Source organism: Cognatilysobacter bugurensis (genome assembly GCF_014652095.1).
In the GTDB taxonomy this organism is placed as follows: Bacteria; Pseudomonadota; Gammaproteobacteria; order Xanthomonadales; family Xanthomonadaceae; genus Cognatilysobacter; species Cognatilysobacter bugurensis.
Genome location: NZ_BMYD01000002.1, coordinates 17,475 through 36,065, shown reverse-complemented (window position 1 = coordinate 36,065; position 18,591 = coordinate 17,475). Strand labels below are relative to the sequence as shown.

Genomic DNA, 18,591 nt, shown 5'->3' with positions numbered 1-18,591 from the left:
CGGGCATGGAGGTGTACCTCGTCGGCGGCGCGGTGCGCGATGCACTGCTCGGACTGCCTGCGGGCGACCGCGATTACGTCGTCGTCGGGCAAACCCCGGAGGCGATGGAAGCCGCGGGCTTTCGCGCGGTCGGGCGCGATTTCCCGGTGTTTTTGCATCCGCGCACGGGCGAGGAGTACGCGCTTGCGCGCACCGAACGCAAGTCCGGCCGCGGCTACCGCGGCTTCGTCGTCGATGCCGACCCGTCGGTCACGCTCGAGGACGACCTGCAACGGCGCGACTTCACGATCAACGCGATCGCGCAGGCACTCGGTGCCGATGGCGCGCCGGGCGCGCTCGTCGATCCCTGCGGCGGCGTGCGCGACCTCGACGCGCGCGTGCTGCGCCACGTCGGCCCAGCGTTCGTCGAAGACCCGCTGCGCGTGCTGCGCGCGGCGCGTTTCATGGCGCGCTTCGCCCCGCTCGGCTTCACCGTCGCGCCGGAAACGCTCGAGCTCATGCGCGACATGGCGGCCAGCGGCGAGCTGGCCGAGCTCGTGCCCGAACGCGTGTGGCAGGAGCTGCGACGTGCGCTCACGAGCGCGGCGCCGTCCGCGTTCCTGCGCACGCTGCACGACTGCGGTGCGCTGTGCGCGGTGCTGCCGGAGATCGACGCGCTCTATGGTGTCCCGCAGCGCGCCGAGTACCACCCCGAAGTCGACACCGGCGTGCACGTCGAGCTCGTGTGCGACATGGCCGCGCGGCTCGCGCCCGGCGATGACCTCATCGGCTTTGCCGCGCTCACGCACGATCTCGGCAAGGCGCTCACGCCCGAGGACGTGCTGCCCAAGCACATCGGCCATGAGCGCGCCGGCGTCGCGCCGCTGCGTGGGCTGTGCGCGCGGCTGCGCGTGCCGGTGGAGCATCGCGAGTTGGCGATCGCCGCCTGCCGCGAGCACCTCAACGTGCACCGCTTCGACGAGTTGCGCGCGAAGAGCGTCGTCGAGCTGATCCAGCGCTGCGACGGCTTCCGCCGGCCCGAGCGCATCGCGCAGATCGCGCTCGTGTGCGAGGCCGACAAGCGTGGCCGGACCGGACTGCAGGACGTGCCGTACGCGCCGGGCCCCGCGCTGCGCGTCGCGCATGCGGCCGCGTGCGCGGTGCGTGCGAGCGACCTGCCGCCGGGCCTCGAAGGGCCGGCGATCGGTGAAGCCTTGCGCCGCGCGCGGGTGCGCGCGGTCGCGGAGGCGACGGGCAAGCACTGAGGCGAGAGGTTCCGACTGGCTCGGCGCTGCACGGGTTCGATATCGAGTGCGCGTGCTGTTTAGACACGTGCCGTCCGCCGCCGTTGCAGCTCTGCCCAAGTCCGTCGCCGGGTCGCTGCGTGGCCGCGTGGATACGTCCTAGGCCATGCATCCACGTATCCCGCTGTTGCACCAATGCGCGTCAGCGTCACCGTGTGACTCTCGTCCTCACCTGCATCAGCCACGCCTCGAGCGCCACGAGCATCTCCCGCAGCCGCGTGCGTTGGAGACTCCAGCCAAGCAGCACGCCGAGCGTGTTCGCCACGACGTCGGCGGCATCGGCGCGGCGCGTGGCCGTCAGCGCGTCCTGTGCGAGTTCGATGCCGATGCCGAGTGCGACGAGCCCCAGCATTGCAAAGACCTGCAGGCGCACGCGCGCGATCAGCAGCACCGCATACGCCGCGAGCACGGCGTAGCCGAACAGGTGCTGGACCTTGTCGATGCCGTCGAACGCGGGCGGCGGCAGGCGCTGGGCCGGCAGCAGCGATCCGAACAGCACGACTGCGATCATCGCAATCCAAAGCGCCAGCCACGCATGGGGCCAGCGCTGCGGGCGCAGGCGTCGCACCGGCGCGCTCATGCCGCGTCGCGTCTGCGGCGGCTTTGGGTGCAGCGCGCCTGCACGATTACAGCCGGAAGCTCAGGTCGCCCGCGAGGAACGCGATGCCGAACTCGACGTCCTTCTCGAAGCCCATGACCTGAAAACGCTCGCCCATCTCGGTCGGCAGCGTGAGCCGCTTGACCTCGTTGTGGCGCCGCAGCCGCTCGCGCTCGTCGTCGAGGCGCTCGATGCGCTCGAGCACGCCCGCAAGGCCGTTGCCGAGCAGGAAGCTCGACTGCGTGCAGTAACCGGCGAGGTCGAAGCCTGCGCCGACGCCGGCCTCGGCCAGCGCGGTGAAGTCGACCGATGCGGTGATGTCCTGCAGCCCGGGCCAGATCAACGGATCGCCGTGCACGCGGTGGCGCGAGAACGCGCGCAGCGTGCCGTCGTCGCGCTCGGGCAGGTAGTACTCGCCGCGCGGGTAGCCGTAGTCGACGAACAGCATCGCGCCGCGCTGCAACCCGCCCGACACGGCCTGGATCCAGTACGGCAATTGCGGCAGCAACTCGGAGCGGTAGCCGTCCGCGAACGACCGGCCGATGCGGCGCTCGATGTGGCGCACGGCCTGTTCGAGGAACGCGTCGGCCGGCCGCAGCGTACGCGCAAACCCGTCGCCCTCGACGATCACGTGCTCTTCGTACACGAGCCCGCCGTCGATCGCGAAGCGCGGCGTCGGCAGCGCGTCGAGCACCTCGTTCGCGAACAGCACGCCGGCCCAGTCGTGCGGCAGCGGGCCGTCGAGCCATTCGACGAGCTCGAACAACATCGGCGGCAGCCGCTCCTGCAAACGCTCGCGCTGGCGTTCGCGCAGCTGCGCGCTGGGCTCGAGGATGAGATAGCGGTCGGGCAAAGCATCGAGTTCGAGCAGGCGCTGCAGCGCAACCTGGGCGAACGCGCCGGTGCCGCCGCCGAGTTCGAAGAACACGGCCGATGGACCAAGCTGGCGCAGCACCGGCGCAACGGCTTCAGCCGTGCATGCGGCAAATACGGGGCCAAGCTCGGGCGCGGTGACGAAGTCGCCTTCCGGGCCGAACTTCGTCGCGCCCGCGCTGTAGTAGCCGAGGCCGGGCGCATACAGCGCAAGCTCCATGAAACGCGAGAACGGAATCGCGCCGTCGTTGGCTGCGATCTGTTCGCGGATCAGCGTCGCGAGCCGCGCGCTGTGCGCGATCGCGTCGTTGCCGGGTTCGTCCGCGTCATGCTGTTTGCCGCGGCGCGGATCGGCATCAGGCGCGTCGGCCGGCGCCGTTGAACCGGGGCGGGGTGCGTCGGGCGCAGTCGATGACGTCATGCGGCGGCTCTGCGTGGATACTGGGCGTCGCAGCATACCGGCCGTCTCTGAACGGCCGCGTGGTCGCGCCACTTCCGATTCGACCGACTTCGATGACTTCTGCACCTGCCCCCGTCGCCCTCATCACCGGCAGCGCCAAGCGCATCGGCGCATGCATCGCGCGTCGCCTGCATGCGCAGGGCTGGTCGCTTGCACTGCACTACCGTCGCTCGCGCGAGGAGATGGACGAACTCCTCGCCGAGCTCAACGGTGTCCGCGCGGGAAGCGCGATCGCACTGCAGGCCGAGCTGGCCGAGTTCGACCGCCTGCCCGAGCTCATCGCCGGCGCGGTAGGTCATTTCGGCCGGCTCAATGCGCTCGTCAACAACGCGAGCGCGTACTACGCGACGCCGCTCGGCACGGTCACGCCCGCGCAGTGGGAGGAGCTGTTTGCAAGCAACGCGCGTGCGCCGTTCTTCCTCGCGCAGGCCGCCGCGCCGCACCTGCGTGCAAGCGGCGGCGCGATCGTCAACATCGCCGACATCTACGCGCGCCGGCCGCTGCCGGGACACAGCGTGTACTGCATGGCAAAGGCGGCGCTCGTGATGGCCACGCAGGCCCTCGCGCTCGAGCTCGGGCCCGAGGTGCGCGTCAACGCGATCGCGCCAGGCAACATCCTGTGGTCGACGAACGAGGTGAAGGCCGAGACGCTCGCGACCGTCGTCGAGCGCACCGCGCTCGCGCGTCAGGGCACGCCCGAGGACATTGCCGATGCGGTGCGCTACCTGGTGTGCGACGCGCGCTACGTGACCGGCACCGTGCTCGAAGTCGACGGTGGGCGCAGCCTGTCGATCTGAGCGCGGAGGTCGCCGTGCGGCAGAGATCGCGTGGCGGAGCGGACTCGAGCGCAGCGTTCGGCAGACCCTCACTTCGGCACATACGAGCGCTGCTCGCACGCAGGGCACCTTGGCAATGCACGCGATGACCCGGGGTCGGGCACATGCCTGTCGGACACGTCGGCGGAGCGCCGGCGCGAGGATCAGAACACCGCGTCGAGCGCCCGTCGAGCCCGGCATCGGCCAGCAGTAATCGCACAGGCCGCCCGTCGAATTTGCCCCTGTCGCGTGCAGTCAATGGACGTGCCTGTCGAACCAACGGACTGCGCGGATGCGTGGATCAGCCCGCCGCGTCGAAGCGCCCGTCGAGCCCGGCGTCGGCGAGCAGCAGGCGCACATGCGGGGCATCGAACTCGCCCTTGGCACGTGCATGCGCATCGACCTGCCAGTGCGTGTCGACGCAACACGCCAACACGTCGATGTCGAGCGGCACGCCGTCGACGCTTCCGCGTCCGAACGCGCGCTCGATCGCTTTGCAGGCGTCGACGAGGGCCTCGCGGTCGAGCGGGACGTCCAAGCTTACGAGTCGGTTGCGGTAGCGCTTGGGCGCGCCACTCGCGGCATCGGTCAACCGCTCGCGCGTGAGCGGCTCGACCTCGCCGAGCGTGCGCAACGCCTCGAGCGCGGCATCGAGCGTGTCGTGTTGCGCCTCGGCGCCGAGCAGCAACAGCCACTGCATGTCAGCGCCGGCGCACGAGGTCGATGCCGACGTGCGCGCAGCCGAGCAGCAGCGCGGCCTGCGGCTTGTCGATGCGCAGCCGCACGGCTTGGGCATCGAAACGCTCGAGCAGATGCGCACACAGCGCTTCGCCGAGCGTCTCGAGCAACGCGTCCTCGCGGGCGCCAATAAATGTGCGCACGGCTTCGACGACGTGTCCGTAATCGATCGTCGCGCGCTTGTCGCCGTCCGACAGCGGCGTGCCCTCGGGCAGCGTGAGCTCAAGATCGAGCCGCAGCGGCTGATGCCCCTGGCGCTCCCAGTCGTAGACGCCGACGCGCATGTCGACCTGCAGGCCGGTGATGTAGATCGTGTCCATGGCGGCGCTCGGGATGCGGGGTTCCGGATCGGAGCGCAATGCTAGCCGCGCGCGCCATTGAACCGCGCATCGGCAGGCATGCTCGACTGCGACATTCCGACGCGGATTGCGGGCCAGCAGGCGCCGGCGTTGCCGCGGGTGCGATGCGGCCGCACGCACCGCCCATCGCCCCTCACGCCGCCGGCGCGACCTCGGACAGCGTCGCCATGTCCCAGCGCGGCGTCACGCGCACCGACGCGTCCTCGTGCTGGCCGGCCTGCAGCCGCAGCGCGCCGGCGAACGCGATCATCGCGCCGTTGTCGGTGCACAGCGCCGGCGGCGGGAAGCTCACGCGGCCGCCGCGCTTGTCCGCCATCGCCGCGAGCTTCGCGCGCAGGCGGCGGTTCGCGCCGACCCCGCCGGCGACCACGAGCGTGTCGCAGCCGGCCGCATCGAGCGCGCGCGTGCACTTGATTGCGAGCGTGTCGACCACGGCGTCTTCAAAGCCGCGCGCGATGTCCGCGCGCGTCGTCTCGCTCTTCTCGCTTTGCTGCCACGCGAGCAGCACCTGCGTCTTGAGGCCGCTGAAGCTGAAATCGAGACCGGGCCGATCGGTCATCGGCCGCGCGAACTTGAACACGCCGGGCCGCCCGGTTTCCGCGAGCTTGGCCAGCTGCGGGCCGCCCGGATACGGCAGGCCCATGAGCTTGGCGGTCTTGTCGAACGCTTCGCCGGCCGCGTCGTCGAGCGTCTCGCCGAGCAGCCGGTAGCGGCCGATCGCATCGACCGCGACGAGCTGCGTGTGCCCGCCGGAGACGAGCAGCGCGACGAACGGCGGCTCAGGGCGGCCGCGCGGATCGGCGTCGTCCATGAGCGGCGCGAGCAGATGGCCTTCCATGTGGTGCACCGCGATCGCCGGCACGTCGAGCGCCCACGCGAGCGAGCGCGCCACGCCGGCACCGACGAGCAACGCGCCGACGAGGCCGGGCCCGGCGGTGTAGGCCACGCCGTCGAGGTCGCCGACGCGCAGGCCGGCCTCGACCATCGTCTGCCGGATCAGCGGCAGCAGCTTGCGCACGTGGTCCCGGCTCGCGAGCTCGGGCACCACGCCGCCGTATTCGGCATGCAGCGCGATCTGGCTGTAGACCGCGTGGGCGCGCAGGCCGGTCGCGGTGTCATAGACGGCGACGCCGGTTTCATCGCAGCTGGTTTCGATGCCGAGAACGATCACGGGAGCAGGGCCGGTTGAAGAGGAGGAAGAACCACGGGTCCTGCCAGCGGTGACCGCCGTCGCAGGTTTGTCGGCGCCCCGGCTTGCATGTCAAGCGGAGGCGTCGTTATCATACGCGGCTCGCCCGCTCTGACTGGGCGGTCCTCCGAATCAGAGATCACGTATGCCCAGCGTCAAAGTCCGCGAAAACGAGCCTTTCGAGTTTGCACTGCGTCGCTTCAAGCGCACTTGTGAGAAGGCCGGCGTCCTCGCCGAGACCCGCAAGCGCGAGTTCTACGAGAAGCCGACCCAGGAACGCAAGCGCAAGGCCGCGGCCGCGGTGAAGCGCCAGTCCCGTCGCACCTCGCGCGACGTGACCAAGCGCCAGCGCCTGTACTGATCGCGCGTCCGGCCCCGGCCGGCACCGTCGCTCGCTGAAGCCGGCCGCGCCTCGCGCGGTCGGCTTTTTGCGTTTGCCGCGCAAAGCCCCCGACGCCTGCTGACCTATGCGCGCGGCCGTTGCGTGCACATGAGGCCCCGCCCTGAGGCGGCCGTGTCCTGCGGACCGCCGGCGCCTGCCGCCCCACTTCCCTTGCTTCTTTATATCGAGACCCCGCCATGACCCTCAAGCAGCGACTCAACGACGACATGAAGGCCGCGATGAAGGGCGGCGACAAGCACAGCCTCGGCGTGATCCGGCTCATCAACGCCGCCATCAAGCAGAAGGAAGTCGACGAGCGCATCGAACTCGACGATGCCGCCGTGATCGCCGTGCTCGACAAGATGGTCAAGCAGCGCCGCGATTCGGTGAGCCAGTACGAAGCCGCCGGCCGCAGCGACCTCGCCGAGATCGAGCAGGCCGAGATCGTCGTCGTCGAGCGCTACGTGCCGGCGAAGATGGGCGAAGCCGAGATCCTCGCGGCGATCGATGCCGCGATCGCCGAGACCGGCGCGAGCGGCCCGGCGGACATCGGCAAGCTCATGGGCGCGCTCAAGCCCAAGCTCGCCGGGCAGGCCGACATGGGCCAGGTCTCGGCGCTTGTAAAGCGCCGCCTCGCAGGCTGAGCGATGCACGACGCGCCCGCGGTCGCCCTGCGCTTCGCGCGGCGCGAGGACGTGCCGCAGGTGCTCGCGTTCATCCGTGAGCTCGCGCAGTACGAGCAGCTCGCGCACGAAGTCATCGCCGACGAGGCCACGCTCGAAGGCAGCCTGTTCGGCGAGCGCCCCGCCGCGGAAGTCGTGCTCGCGGAAGTCGACGGCGAGGCAGCCGGCTTTGCGCTGTTCTTCCACAACTTCTCGACGTTCCTCGGCCGCCGCGGGCTTTACCTCGAGGATCTGTACGTGTCGCCGCGGTTTCGCGGCCACGGCCTCGGCCGCCGCCTCATGGCGTGCCTCGCGGCGATCGCGGTCGAGCGCGGCTGCGGCCGCTTCGAGTGGTGGGTGCTGGACTGGAACACGCCGGCGATCGACTTCTACCGCGCGCTCGGCGCAGTCGGCATGGACGAGTGGACCGTGCAACGCGTGAGCGGCGATGCGCTGCAGGCGCTCGCACGCGAGATCGAGCCGGCCGCGCTGCCGCGGCGCGACGACTGACCCACATGGCATCCTGCGCCGACATGCCCCGTCTTCGCGCGCCGTCGCTGCATTGCCGCCCGGGTGGCTGGCCCCTTCAGCCCGTGCGCGCGCGCCTGCGGGCCGCCGAATCGACATGCACGGCCCGGCGCCCCCACGCCGCGCGCGACAGGAGCTGAGCATGGGCCGCATCCCCGACGCGTTCATCGACGACCTGCTCGCGCGCAGCGACCTCGTGGAGGTAATCGGCACGCGCGTGCCGCTCAAGCGCCAAGGCAAGGAGTATTCGGCGCGCTGCCCGTTCCACGACGAGCGATCGCCAAGCTTCACGGTGTCGCCGGTCAAGCAGTTCTATCACTGCTTCGGCTGCGGGGCCCACGGCACTGCGATCAGCTTCCTCATGAATTACGACCGCCTCGAGTTCCTCGACGCGGTCGAGGAACTCGCGCGCCGCATCGGCGTCGAGGTGCCGCGCGACACGCGCCAGCGCAACGTCAATCCGGACCTGCAGGACCTCTACACCGCGGTGGACGCCGCCGCGAAGTTCTTCCGCGCCCAACTCGCGACGAGCCCGAAGGCGCAGGCGTATCTCGATCGGCGCGGCATCGGCGCGGAGGCCCGCGAGCGCTTCTCGATCGGCTACGCGCCCGACGGCTTCACCGCACTGCGCGATGCGCTCGGCACCGAGCCGCGCCGCCTGCAGTTGCTCGAGCGCGCGGGCCTGTTCTCGAAGAACGAATCCGGCCGCGTGTACGACAAGTTCCGCGACCGCGTGATGTTCCCGATCTTCGATCGCCGCGGCCGGCCGATCGCGTTCGGTGGACGCGTACTTGAGAAAGACGCATCGCCGAAGTACCTCAACTCGCCCGAAACGCCGCTGTTCCACAAGGGCCGCGAGCTCTACGGGCTGTGGCAGGTGCGGCAGGCGCACAACCGCATCGAACGGCTCATCGTCGTCGAGGGCTACATGGACGTGGTCGCGCTGTTCGAAGCCGGTTTCGACACTGCGGTCGCCACGCTCGGCACCGCGACGACGCCCGACCACGCCGAACTTTTGTTCCGCAACGCGCCGGACGTCTACTTCTGCTTCGACGGCGACCGAGCGGGCCGCGCCGCGGCGTGGAAGGCGGTCGAATCCGTGCTGCCGCGCATGAAGGACGGCCGGCAGGCGTTCTTCCTGTTCCTGCCCGACGGCGAGGACCCGGACTCGCTGGTGCGGCGTCAGGGTGCGCCGGCGTTCGAGCTGCAGCTCAAGATCGCGACGCCGCTGTCGCAGTTCCTGTTCGACTCGCTGTCGACCGACGTCAACCTCGCCACGCTCGAAGGCAAGGGCCGGCTCGCCGAGCGCGCGAAGCCGCTGCTCGCGCAGATCCCCGACGGCGCGTTCGCCGATCTCATGCAGCAGCGCCTGACCGAACTCACCGGCGTGGGCGGCCGCGCCGCTCCGCCGCAGACGCACGTGCCCGCGCAGCGCGCCCGCACCACGCGCGGCGGCACGCCCGCGCCCAAGCGCAGCCTCGTGCGCAGCGCGATCGAGCTGCTGCTGCAGCGGCCCTCGCTCGCGCTCGATCTCGCGGTGCCGCCGCGGTTCGCCGCGCTCGACCAGCCGGGCGTGCCGCTGCTCGTCGAACTCGTCGAGCTCGTGCACGAACGTCCCGACATCGGCACCGGCGTGCTGATCGAGCAGTTCGAGGGCCGCGACGAATACCCCGCGTTGCAGAAACTCGCCGCGCAATCGCAGCCGGGCGATCCGCTGCAGTGGCAGCAGGTGTTTCACGACAACGTCGTCCAGCTCGAGCGCCTCACGCTGCAGCAGCGCATCGACACGCTGCAGGCCAAGCAGCGCGAAGGGGGCCTCGACGAGGCCGACAAGGTCGAGATGCGCGCGCTGCTGCAGACGCTTGTCCGCGCCTGATCCGCGTCAGCGCGGGTGCTTGGGTAACCTTTGCTCAATCGCGCGCTTGGCTTCTACGCGCGGCCAGCGGCTGGCCTAAATCGGCCGCGCGCTTGGCGCAGCACGTCGCGACCGCATGATTCGCGGCCCACGCGTGCGACAGGGCTACATCACGCCCATGACCAAGCCTTCGATCGTGTGCTGCTGCACGATCGGCTCGAGCTCATCGACGAGCCGGTACGTCATGTGCCGCTTCACCGAGTCCGGCAGCGTCTCGGCATACGCCCTCGACACCTGCAGGTCATGGCGTTCGGCGTTGCGCGCGCACGGCGCGTCGACGCCGAGCACGAGCGTCGGCCGTGATCGATCCGAACGGTTCGCGGTGCCGCGGTGGATCGTCAGCGCGGAGCGCGCGGAAATGTCGCCCATCCGCGGCGTGCGCCGCACGGCGCGTTCGACGTAGCGACTGGAATACTCCGCCGGCGGGAACATGCCGTGCGCGAAGTCCTCGCCCGCATCCCACTGCGTGCCGAGTGCGATCTCGAACGGCCCCATGTCGTCGGACACGTCGACCGTGGTGAGGTTGAACGCGAGCGAGTTCAGACGCCGCCCGGCCAGGGTCTCGTCGGGCGCCGGAAAATCCCGATGCCACGGCTGGTTCATCGCTCCGGGCCCCGGGATGTCGAAGCCGATTTCGACGATGCGGTAGTCCGGTCCGAGCGTCGCCTCGCAGACGGCGACCACCCACGGATGCGTCACCAGATCGACGAAACCGCGCAGGCGTTCGGGATGGATCTCGACGTAGAAGCGGTTCGGACCGCGACCGAGCGCGCCGCCGGGGCGCTGCAGTGCGTCCTGAAACAGCGCCTCGATGTCTTCGCCGACCTGCTCGACCCATTCCCGCTCGAACGCGCCCTTGAGGCCGATGATGCCGTCGCCGTAGAGGCCGCCCATGATCGCGGCGACGTCGTACCCCGTGCCCTGCTCAATGCTCGTGCTCATGCTGTCCCATCACGCTCGCTGCGCCCCCGCTGAGGCCCCGTGGTGCCGCGCCCGTCCTCGGCTCACCCCGGGCTTGCATCACCGGGCGGGGCCTGCGCCGGCGGACGACGCGGTGGTCGATCACACGCTGCCACGGCTCCGGTTTGCGTTCGATGACGGCGGGCGACGCGGTGGACCGCACCATTGGTCGAGCCAATGCGACCCGCGGTGGGCCACCGCCGTGGGTCGATCGAGCCGAGTAAATCGCGGCCTTTCACAGCGGCGCGCGGGTGCCGGGTGGCGGTGCACGGGCAAGCTGGTGCGGCCGCGAGCGGTCTGTATCGACGCGGCGTGCGTGGTGCCAATGCGCCTCGCATCGCGCTGAGCGTCGGGGCCGACCGTTGTACCGCCCGCTGAACTGACGCCCCGATGCGGGCACGAGCGCTTGATCAGGCGGGCACGCCACGCGAGAGTGGACCGGTCGTATCCACGACGCACCTCAAGGCCTCCGCCATGAACCTCAAGAAGCTCCTCGTTGGTGCCACGTTGTTTGCCACCGCGTTTGCCGCGTATGCCGCCACCACCGGCTGCCCGCTCGGCTGCTGCTGATCCGAGCCGTTGATCGGCCCTGACGGCCCCGCCCCGGCGGGGCCGTTTGCGTTTGAGGCGGTCAGCACGCCATGCGCGATAACTTCAGCGCGCGGCCTCGCGCTTGATCACCTCGCCGCCCTTGATCACGACCAGGATCGCCTCGAGCAGCTGCACGTCCTGCGTCGGATCGCCGGCAACGGCCACCAGATCCGCATAGCGGCCCGGCTCGATCACGCCCACGTCGTCACGCGCGAGCGCCTGCGCAGCGTTCACGGTCGCGCTCTGAATCGCCTGCAGCGGCGTCATCCCGTAGCGGACCATCACCTCGAACTGCTGGCCGTTGTCGCCGTGCGGATGCACGCCTGCGTCGGTGCCGTAGACCATCTTCGCCCCGGCCGCGTGCGCACGTTTGAAGCCCTGGCGCTGCACCTCGGCGATCTCGCGGTCCTTGCGCAGGTTGTCCTCGAGCACGCCGTTCTTCTTGCCTTCGCGCTGCGTGTACTCGGTGTTGTAGATGTCCATCGACAGCCACGCGCCGTGCTTCTTCGCGAGCGCGATGCCCTCGTCGTCGATGAGGCTCGCGTGCTCGATGGTGTCGACGCCCGCGCGGATCGCATCCTTGATGCCGGCCGCGCCGTGCGCATGCGCAGCGACCTTCAGGCCCATCATGTGCGCGTCGTCGGCGATCGACTTCATCTCCTCATAGCTCAGCTGCTGCTGGCCTGGCTCGGTGTTGCGCGAGAACACGCCGCCCGTCGCACAGATCTTGATCACCTGCGCGCCGTACTTGCGCAGCGTGCGCACCGCGCGACGCGCCTCGTCGGCGCTGTCGGCATTGAACGCGCTCTTTTCGTCCATCGAGGGCGGGAAGTACGTCGAATCGCAGTGCCCGCCCGTCGCACCGAACGAATGCCCGGCGGTGACGATGCGCGGGCCGACCACCTTGCCCGCGTCGATCGCCTGCCGCAGGCCGACGTCGTTCCACGCATCCGCGCCGACGTTGCGCACGGTGGTGAAGCCGGCGAGCAGCGTCTTGTGCGCGTTCGGCACCGCGAGCATCGACCAGAAGCGGTCGTTGAACTGCAGGCCGGTGTAGCCGCCGTAGCTCGGGTCGCTGTCGAGATGCACGTGCATGTCGATCAGGCCCGGCAACAGCGTGAGGCCCGGCAGTTCGACGCGCTCGGCGTTGGCCGGCACGGCATCGCCGGCCCGGCCCACCTCGACGATGCGCCCGTCGCGCACGAGCAGCTGCGGGCTGTCGACGTAGCGGCCGCTGCGCACGTCGAGCATGCGCGCGGCGGTGATCACGACCTCGTCGCTGCCCGGCACGGGGCCCGGGCCGGCCGGTTGAGCGTGGGCAATGGACGACGCGAGCAGCAGCGACAGCGCGGCAGGAGCAAGGCGGTGCATGGCAACACTCCGGACAGGACGCGGCCAGCATACGCACGCGCACCGGCAAGCCGCGATGCACGGCTTGCCGGCTGGGTCCGGGCACCGGGTCGACGCGGGACGGCCGCCCTGTCGCACCCTTGTCTGCCGCGGAGGCGCGGGTCGTCCGGTCGCGCACGTGCGTGATGCAGGCGAATCGACGCCGAAGCGAGCATATGGGCCTGCGTGGACGCTGACCGCGTTATGGGCCGACGACCTGTCCCGCCGGTGCATCACGGCCCCGACCGATGAGCCGCGCAACCGACATGCGTTCGAGCATCACACCGAACGTGTACGGCATCGGTTGAGGCCCAGTGCGACCGGGCTCGCCGTCGACGGCGAGCGCGGCGCAGGGGCGCGGGCGCCGGCAGGCCCAGAACTCACCGGCAGTTGCACCGATGCGCACGGACACCGGCTGCAGGTCGCGCAGGTGTGCGCCCATGGGCACCGGCATCTGCGGCGGCGCGTATCCGGGCCGCTCAAGCATGGCGTGCACGTTGCCGCCGAGCACGAGCAACCGGCCGTGTGGCAGCGCGTCGTGCGCCGCACGCGCGACCTCGGCCATGAAGCGGTCACGCGCGTTGGGATCGGTGCGCGGCGCCTCGGCGGCCATGTCGTACGCAAGCAGTGCAACATCGCGGCCCTGCCCGCGCAGTGCGCGCATCGCGTCGATCAGATCGAGCATCTCCTCGCTGCGTCGCCCGTCGTGGTCCGTGTCGGCGCGTTGCCAGAACGCGCGTGCGCGCAGCGCGGCGCGCGCGTCGGCATCGCCGTTCGATTCGAGATAGGCGTCGAGCGATGCCTGCTCGCGATGCGGCATCTCCAGCGCGAGCAGCACCGGCCCTTCATCGGCATACCGGGTCGCGAGCACGCGCACGAGTTCGGGGATCTCGCGCGTGCCGTGCAGTTCGCCAAGCAGGATCAACCGACGTGCGCCGGCGTGCGCATGGATCGCCTGTGCAGCATCGCGAATGCCGGAATCCGTGGCTGCAGTCGGCTGGGCGGACACCCCGCCTGACACCGCGATGATCGCGGCGAGCAGCCAGCGCTGCCAGATTCGTTTGCGTCCCATCGCTCTCGCCCCGTCCGTGGTCTGCCACCGACGTTGGGCTGCAAAGGCCGCGCTTCAAGCCAGCGGTTGCAGCTCGAAGGGCGCGGCCGGCGCAAGCCACGGCATCAGCCAGTGGTCGAGCAGCAGGAACGCGAACAGCGCCATCAGGTACACGATCGAATAGTTGAAGACCTTCATCGCGTACAGTTCATCGGGCGGATCCATCAGCTTCCAGGCGTAGCCGAGAAACACCGCGCCGAGCACGAGCGCGCCGCCGAGATAGAACAGCCCGCTCATGCCCGTCACCCAGGGCAACACGGTCACGACGACGAGCAGCACCGTGTAGAACAGGATCTGCCAGCGCGTGTAATGCACACCGTGCGTGACCGGCAGCATCGGCACGAGCGCGCGCGCGTAGTCCTCGCGGCGGAAGATCGCGAGCGCCCAGAAATGCGGCGGCGTCCACACGAAGATGATGAGCACGAGCAGCAGCGCGTGCGCCCAGTCCCATTCGTTGCGCATCCCGGTGACCGCGGCCCAGCCGAGCAGCGGCGGCGCCGCGCCGGCGATGCCGCCGATCACGATGTTCTGCGGCGTCGCGCGCTTGAGGAAGACGGTGTAGATCACCGCGTAGCCGATCAGCGAGGCGAACGTGAGCGCGGCGGTGATCCAGTTGACCCACAGCACGAGGATCAGCATTGACGCTGCGCCAAGCGCGAGCGCGAACACGAGCGCCTGCCGCGGCGACACCTGGCCTGCGACGATTGGTCGCCATGAGGTGCGCGCCATCTTCGCGTCGATACGCGCATCGAGCAGCTGGTTGATCGCCGCCGCGCTCGAGGCCGCGAGCCAGATGCCGAGAAAGCCGAGCACCGACTCCTTGAGCGGCGGCAGCCCTGGCACCGCGAGGAACATGCCGACGATCGCGGTGAACACGATCAGCGCGACGACGCGCGGCTTGGTGAGGTCCCAGTACTGGCGGAGCGACGCGCTCATCCGTGTTCCGGCGCGCGCAGGCGCGCGAGAAGGGTGACGAGCACGAACAGCAGCAGCACCGCGCCGGCGTTGTGCAGCACGGCCACCGACAGCGGCAGCGAGAGCTTCACGTTCGCGATGCCGAGCGTGACCTGCGCGAACGTGAGCAGCGCGAGCAGCGTCGCCCAGCCGCGCATGCCCGGCGTGCGCACGAGCCGCAAGGCGAGCGCGAGCAATGCGACGAACGCGACGATCGCCCACAGCCGGTGCGCCATCTGGATCGCGATGCGGGCCGCGCCGTCGAGCACGCCGCCTTCGTAATCAACGCCGATGCCGCGCCAGAGCACGAAGCCCTCGCGGTAATCCGCCGGCGGCCACCACTGACCCACGCAGCGCGGGAAATCGAACGTGTGCATGTCGTCGGTTAACCAGCCGCCCGCCCCGCACGACAGCGCCGCGTAGTTCGCGCTGGTCCAGCCGCCGAGCGCGATCTGCACACCGAGCACGGCCAGCGCTGCCGCGACCATCCAGCGCAGCCGCTTCGCGTCGGCAAGGCGGATCGGACGGTCGGTCGCGCGCCATGCGATCCACACGAGCAGCGCAAACGTGGTCAGACCGCCGAGCAGATGCGCCATCACGACAACCGGCTTGAGCAGCCAGGTCACCGTCCACATGCCGAGCAGCGCCTGGAAGATGATCACCGCGAGCGTGAGTGCGGACACGCGCGAAAGCCCGACGTTGTTCCAGCGTGCTGCCGCGAACAACAGGATCGCTTCGCCAGCGCCGGCGAGCACCGACGCGAGCACGTACTCGGCCCGCATGTAGAGCGGGATCGACACCGCGACGAGCGCTGCGGCCGCGACCACCTGGGCGATCCCGTGTCGACGCCGGCGCGCGGCGATCAGGGCGAGCGCGAGCACGAACACGCCGAGCCCGCCGGCGATGATGCGATGGAACTGCTCGCGCCAGGCTTTATGCGGTTCGATCGCGCGGATCGCGGTCAGCGTGTCGTCCGCGTCGGCACCGGCATGCGTTGGCCACGCCGCCCGGCCGTAGCAGGTCGGCCAATCCGGGCAGCTCAGGCCCGCGTTCGACAGGCGCACGAACGCACCGAACACGATCACGCACAGCGCCAGCGCGACGGCGAACCACGCGATGCGGCGGAACGTGCGAAACGCAGGTGGTTTGGATACGGCGGGCGTGCTCATGCAGTCGGAATCACTTGAGCTTGAGGAGCTTGGCGAGGTCGGCGCGCAGCCCGGCCGGATCGGAGCCGGGAGCGTAGCGCAGGATCGCAAAGCCGTTCGGATCGATGACATAGACCGGGGAGCCGCCGGCCGCATTGGCACGCGGGAGGTTTCCGCGCAGTTCCGCGGACGGCTGCACGAGGCGCAGCGTCGCCGGACGCGGCGCGCGCTCCGGATAGACGCAAGGTGTCGACGCGCACAGCCACAGCACGTGGACGCGATCGGCGTCCTTGCCGAACAGCTGCCAGACGGTGTCGACGTCGCGTGCGAGCTTCATGCAGTCATCGCCGCATTCGCGCGGCGCGACTACCGCAATACGCCAAGTGCGATCGATCGGCTGCCATGCATAGCGCTTGCCATCCGCGAGGACCGGGCTGAGCGTGCGCAGATCGCCGGGGGGATCGAGCAACTCGCCGTGGTTCTTGAGGCCGGCCGGACGCCATCCACTGAAGCGCAAGGCACCGGCCACGACGAGGCTGCCGAGGAACAGCGCGGCGATCACGACGAGCATCGCGCGGTTGCGGCGGCGGACCTTGGGGTCGAAGGGGTCAGGCGCGTTCATCGGCGCAGGCTCCGGAACGTGAGAACGAGGGCGGTGATCAGCGTCGCGAGCGCGAGGCCGAACCATTGGACCGCGTAGCCGCGGTGCTTCGTGGGCGGCAGCGTGTTCGCAAGCAGTACGAGGTCACGCTCGAACCCGATGCGCAGGGCCGGGTCCAGTCGCAACACACGCGGCGCCAGCGCGGGCACCCCGAGCGCGCGCGCAAGCGCGTCGCGATCGAGCCGGGTCGCGAGCCACGCGGTCGTTGCCCCGCCTGCATCCGCGCGGGCCGCGACGGCCTCGCCGAGGGCCAGTCCCGGCGACGGGGGCGGCGCCAGCAAGCCGTGCAACTCGACGCTGCCCGGCGCCGGCGGGGCGAGCGCGGCCGCAGGCAGGCGTCGATCGCCGGGCCAAGGCAGCCAGCCGAGATCGACGAGCAGCGGCTCGCCGCCCGCGTCGGGCTGGAACGCGCGGTACACGCGCACGCCGACCCGTCCGTTGCGTTGCTGGTTGTCGAGCAGCACCGGCGACTGCGCCATGAAGCGTCCGCTGCCGCGCGCCCAGTCGTAGTCGCCCGCGCGCTCGCTCGATTGCGCGGCGGTCAAGCCCTGCGGCTTGCGGCGCGACAACACGGCGTCGGCCCGGTCGAGCATGAGTTGTTTTTCGTCGGCGCGGCTCAACTGCCAGGCACCGAGCGAAGCGAAGCCGGCGCACAGCGCGAGCGCGAACAGCCAGCCGGCGATCAACGCGCCGCGACGTGTCACGCGGCGACTCCACGGCGCTGCGATAATGCGGGCAGGACGGCCGCCGCGCCGATTCGGAGTGCCCGGATGAAAACGCTGTTGATCGTCGCCTTCCTGATTCTCATCGTCTGGAACCTCGGCGCCGGGCTCTATTACATGCTGGTGGACAAAGGCCAGAGCAAGCGCACCGTGAATGCGCTGACGCGCCGCATCGCGTTGTCGATCGCGCTGATCGTGATCGTGGTCGTGGCGATCAAGTTCGGCTGGATCCAGCCGCACGGCGTGGGCGCCTGATCGAGCGGCGCACGCCATTCTAACGGCTCGCCCCGCGCGAGCGCTCCAGACGAAGCGGGCCGGCAATGCCGGCCCGTCGTGCATCCGGTGTCCGCGGCGCGCCGCGGGCGTGGAATCAGATCACGTAGACGAACAGGAACAGGCCGAGCCAGACCACGTCGACGAAATGCCAGTACCACGCGACCGCTTCGAATCCGAAGTGGTCATCGCTCGAGAAGTGACCCTTCAGGCAGCGGAACCAGATCACCGCGAGCATGATCGTGCCGAGCGTGACGTGCAGACCATGGAAGCCGGTGAGCATGAAGAACGTCGAACCGTAGATGCCCGAGCCGAGGGTCAGGTTGAGTTCGGTGTAGGCGTGGATGTACTCCTCCGCCTGGAAGAACAGGAACACGATGCCGAGCAGCACGGTCGCGCCCAGCCAGATCAGCAGCGGCTTGCGATGGCCCGCCTTGAGCGCGTGGTGGGCGGCGGTGATCGTGATGCCGGACGTCAGCAGGATCATCGTGTTGAGCAGTGGCAGGCCCCACGCGGGGATCGTCTGGAACTCGCCGCCGATCTGCCCGGGACCGCTCGTCGGCCACGCGTTGCTGAAGGTGTCCCACAACAATGAATTCGTAGCACCGCCGTCGCCCGCGCCGCCGAGCCACGGCAGCGCGAACTGGCGCGCGTAGAACAGGGCGCCGAAGAATGCCGCGAAGAACATGATCTCCGAGAAGATGAACCACACCATCCCCATGCGGAAGGAGATGTCGACCTGGCGGTTGTAGTTGCCGCCGATCGACTCGCGGATCACGTCGCCGAACCAGCCGAACAGCACGCCGATCATCAGCGCGGCGCCGACGAAGAACGTCCACATGCCCCACGAGGTCTCGTTCATCCAGCTCGCAAGGCCGAACATCGTCACGAACAGCGCGATGGAGCCGTAGAACGGCCAGCGGCTGCTGTGCGGTACGAAATAGAGGTTCGGGTCGTGCGGGGTGCTGGCGTGGGCCATG

Annotated in this window: 20 protein-coding genes; 7 read left to right on the top strand and 13 right to left on the bottom strand. The window is 69.9% G+C overall.

Annotated elements, in window-relative coordinates; genetic code table 11:
* Positions 1-5: 5 nt before the first annotated feature.
* Positions 6-1,244, top strand: a complete 1,239-nt coding sequence (locus tag IE075_RS07330) for a multifunctional CCA addition/repair protein (RefSeq protein ID WP_189455821.1) — start codon at positions 6-8, stop codon at positions 1,242-1,244.
* Positions 1,245-1,431: 187 nt separating this feature from the next.
* Here the strand turns inward: IE075_RS07330 and IE075_RS07325 are convergent, their stop codons facing one another.
* On the bottom strand, positions 1,432-1,863 hold the full coding sequence (locus tag IE075_RS07325) for a VanZ family protein (protein WP_189454947.1): 432 nt from the start codon (positions 1,861-1,863) through the stop codon (positions 1,432-1,434).
* 46 nt (positions 1,864-1,909) lie between these two features.
* Positions 1,910-3,175, bottom strand: a complete 1,266-nt coding sequence (locus IE075_RS07320; protein WP_189454945.1) for a class I SAM-dependent methyltransferase — start codon at positions 3,173-3,175, stop codon at positions 1,910-1,912.
* Positions 3,176-3,267: 92 nt separating this feature from the next.
* On the opposite strand from IE075_RS07320, the gene IE075_RS07315 reads away from it, so the two are divergent.
* Positions 3,268-4,011, top strand: a complete 744-nt coding sequence (locus tag IE075_RS07315; protein ID WP_189454943.1) for a pteridine reductase — start codon at positions 3,268-3,270, stop codon at positions 4,009-4,011.
* 319 nt (positions 4,012-4,330) lie between these two features.
* On the opposite strand, the gene IE075_RS07310 is transcribed toward IE075_RS07315, so the two are convergent.
* The 3 genes from IE075_RS07310 to tsaD all read right to left on the bottom strand — a co-directional run bounded on the left by IE075_RS07310 (position 4,331) and on the right by tsaD (position 6,297).
* Positions 4,331-4,729, bottom strand: coding sequence for a 2-amino-4-hydroxy-6-hydroxymethyldihydropteridine diphosphokinase (locus IE075_RS07310; protein WP_189454941.1), 399 nt, complete (start codon positions 4,727-4,729; stop codon positions 4,331-4,333).
* A gap of 1 nt (position 4,730) precedes the next feature.
* Entirely contained in the window at positions 4,731-5,087 is a 357-nt protein-coding gene (locus IE075_RS07305) for a dihydroneopterin aldolase (RefSeq protein ID WP_189454940.1), read from the bottom strand.
* A 172-nt stretch (positions 5,088-5,259) separates the two neighbouring features.
* Positions 5,260-6,297 carry a tRNA (adenosine(37)-N6)-threonylcarbamoyltransferase complex transferase subunit TsaD gene (gene tsaD, locus IE075_RS07300; protein ID WP_189454938.1) on the bottom strand — a complete coding sequence of 346 codons (1,038 nt, stop codon included), beginning with the start codon at positions 6,295-6,297 and terminating at the stop codon, positions 5,260-5,262.
* Between the two features lie 163 nt (positions 6,298-6,460).
* On the opposite strand from tsaD, the gene rpsU reads away from it, so the two are divergent.
* The 4 genes from rpsU to dnaG all read left to right on the top strand — a co-directional run bounded on the left by rpsU (position 6,461) and on the right by dnaG (position 9,763).
* Positions 6,461-6,676 (top strand): 30S ribosomal protein S21, encoded by a 216-nt coding sequence (gene rpsU / locus IE075_RS07295; protein ID WP_182823286.1) that lies wholly within the window; start codon positions 6,461-6,463, stop codon positions 6,674-6,676.
* A 218-nt stretch (positions 6,677-6,894) separates the two neighbouring features.
* Positions 6,895-7,341, top strand: coding sequence for a GatB/YqeY domain-containing protein (locus tag IE075_RS07290; protein WP_189454937.1), 447 nt, complete (start codon positions 6,895-6,897; stop codon positions 7,339-7,341).
* Between the two features lie 3 nt (positions 7,342-7,344).
* A complete protein-coding gene (locus tag IE075_RS07285) occupies positions 7,345-7,869 on the top strand; it encodes a GNAT family N-acetyltransferase (protein ID WP_189454935.1) in 525 nt (174 codons plus the stop codon).
* A gap of 160 nt (positions 7,870-8,029) precedes the next feature.
* Positions 8,030-9,763: a DNA primase gene (gene dnaG / locus IE075_RS07280; RefSeq protein ID WP_189454934.1), complete on the top strand. Its 1,734-nt coding sequence runs from the start codon at positions 8,030-8,032 to the stop codon at positions 9,761-9,763.
* Positions 9,764-9,907: 144 nt separating this feature from the next.
* Here dnaG and IE075_RS07275 read toward each other — a convergent pair whose 3' ends face one another.
* From IE075_RS07275 to IE075_RS07245, 7 genes are all read right to left on the bottom strand, one after another.
* Positions 9,908-10,744 carry a phytanoyl-CoA dioxygenase family protein gene (locus IE075_RS07275; RefSeq protein WP_189454932.1) on the bottom strand — a complete coding sequence of 279 codons (837 nt, stop codon included), beginning with the start codon at positions 10,742-10,744 and terminating at the stop codon, positions 9,908-9,910.
* Positions 10,745-11,416: 672 nt separating this feature from the next.
* Complete coding sequence (locus IE075_RS07270) at positions 11,417-12,724, bottom strand: Xaa-Pro dipeptidase (RefSeq protein WP_189454931.1); 1,308 nt, start codon at positions 12,722-12,724, stop codon at positions 11,417-11,419.
* Between the two features lie 220 nt (positions 12,725-12,944).
* A complete protein-coding gene (locus IE075_RS07265; RefSeq protein WP_189454929.1) occupies positions 12,945-13,814 on the bottom strand; it encodes a calcium-binding protein in 870 nt (289 codons plus the stop codon).
* 54 nt (positions 13,815-13,868) lie between these two features.
* On the bottom strand, positions 13,869-14,789 hold the full coding sequence (gene cyoE, locus IE075_RS07260) for a heme o synthase (protein WP_189454927.1): 921 nt from the start codon (positions 14,787-14,789) through the stop codon (positions 13,869-13,871).
* Positions 14,786-15,976 carry a COX15/CtaA family protein gene (locus IE075_RS07255; RefSeq protein ID WP_189454926.1) on the bottom strand — a complete coding sequence of 397 codons (1,191 nt, stop codon included), beginning with the start codon at positions 15,974-15,976 and terminating at the stop codon, positions 14,786-14,788. The genes cyoE and IE075_RS07255 overlap by 4 nt, the downstream gene beginning before the upstream one ends.
* Before the next feature lie 10 nt (positions 15,977-15,986).
* The gene (locus IE075_RS07250) at positions 15,987-16,577 is read right to left on the bottom strand and encodes a hypothetical protein (RefSeq protein ID WP_189454923.1); all 591 of its coding nucleotides are present in this window, start codon (positions 16,575-16,577) and stop codon (positions 15,987-15,989) included.
* On the bottom strand, positions 16,574-17,320 hold the full coding sequence (locus IE075_RS07245) for an SURF1 family protein (protein ID WP_189454921.1): 747 nt from the start codon (positions 17,318-17,320) through the stop codon (positions 16,574-16,576). Before IE075_RS07245 ends, IE075_RS07250 begins: the two co-directional genes overlap by 4 nt.
* A gap of 66 nt (positions 17,321-17,386) precedes the next feature.
* Between IE075_RS07245 and IE075_RS07240 the strand changes: the two genes are divergently transcribed.
* Positions 17,387-17,593 carry a twin transmembrane helix small protein gene (locus tag IE075_RS07240; protein ID WP_189454919.1) on the top strand — a complete coding sequence of 69 codons (207 nt, stop codon included), beginning with the start codon at positions 17,387-17,389 and terminating at the stop codon, positions 17,591-17,593.
* A 115-nt stretch (positions 17,594-17,708) separates the two neighbouring features.
* On the opposite strand, the gene IE075_RS07235 is transcribed toward IE075_RS07240, so the two are convergent.
* On the bottom strand, positions 17,709-18,590 hold the full coding sequence (locus tag IE075_RS07235; protein ID WP_189454917.1) for a cytochrome c oxidase subunit 3: 882 nt from the start codon (positions 18,588-18,590) through the stop codon (positions 17,709-17,711).
* Position 18,591 lies beyond the last annotated feature (1 nt).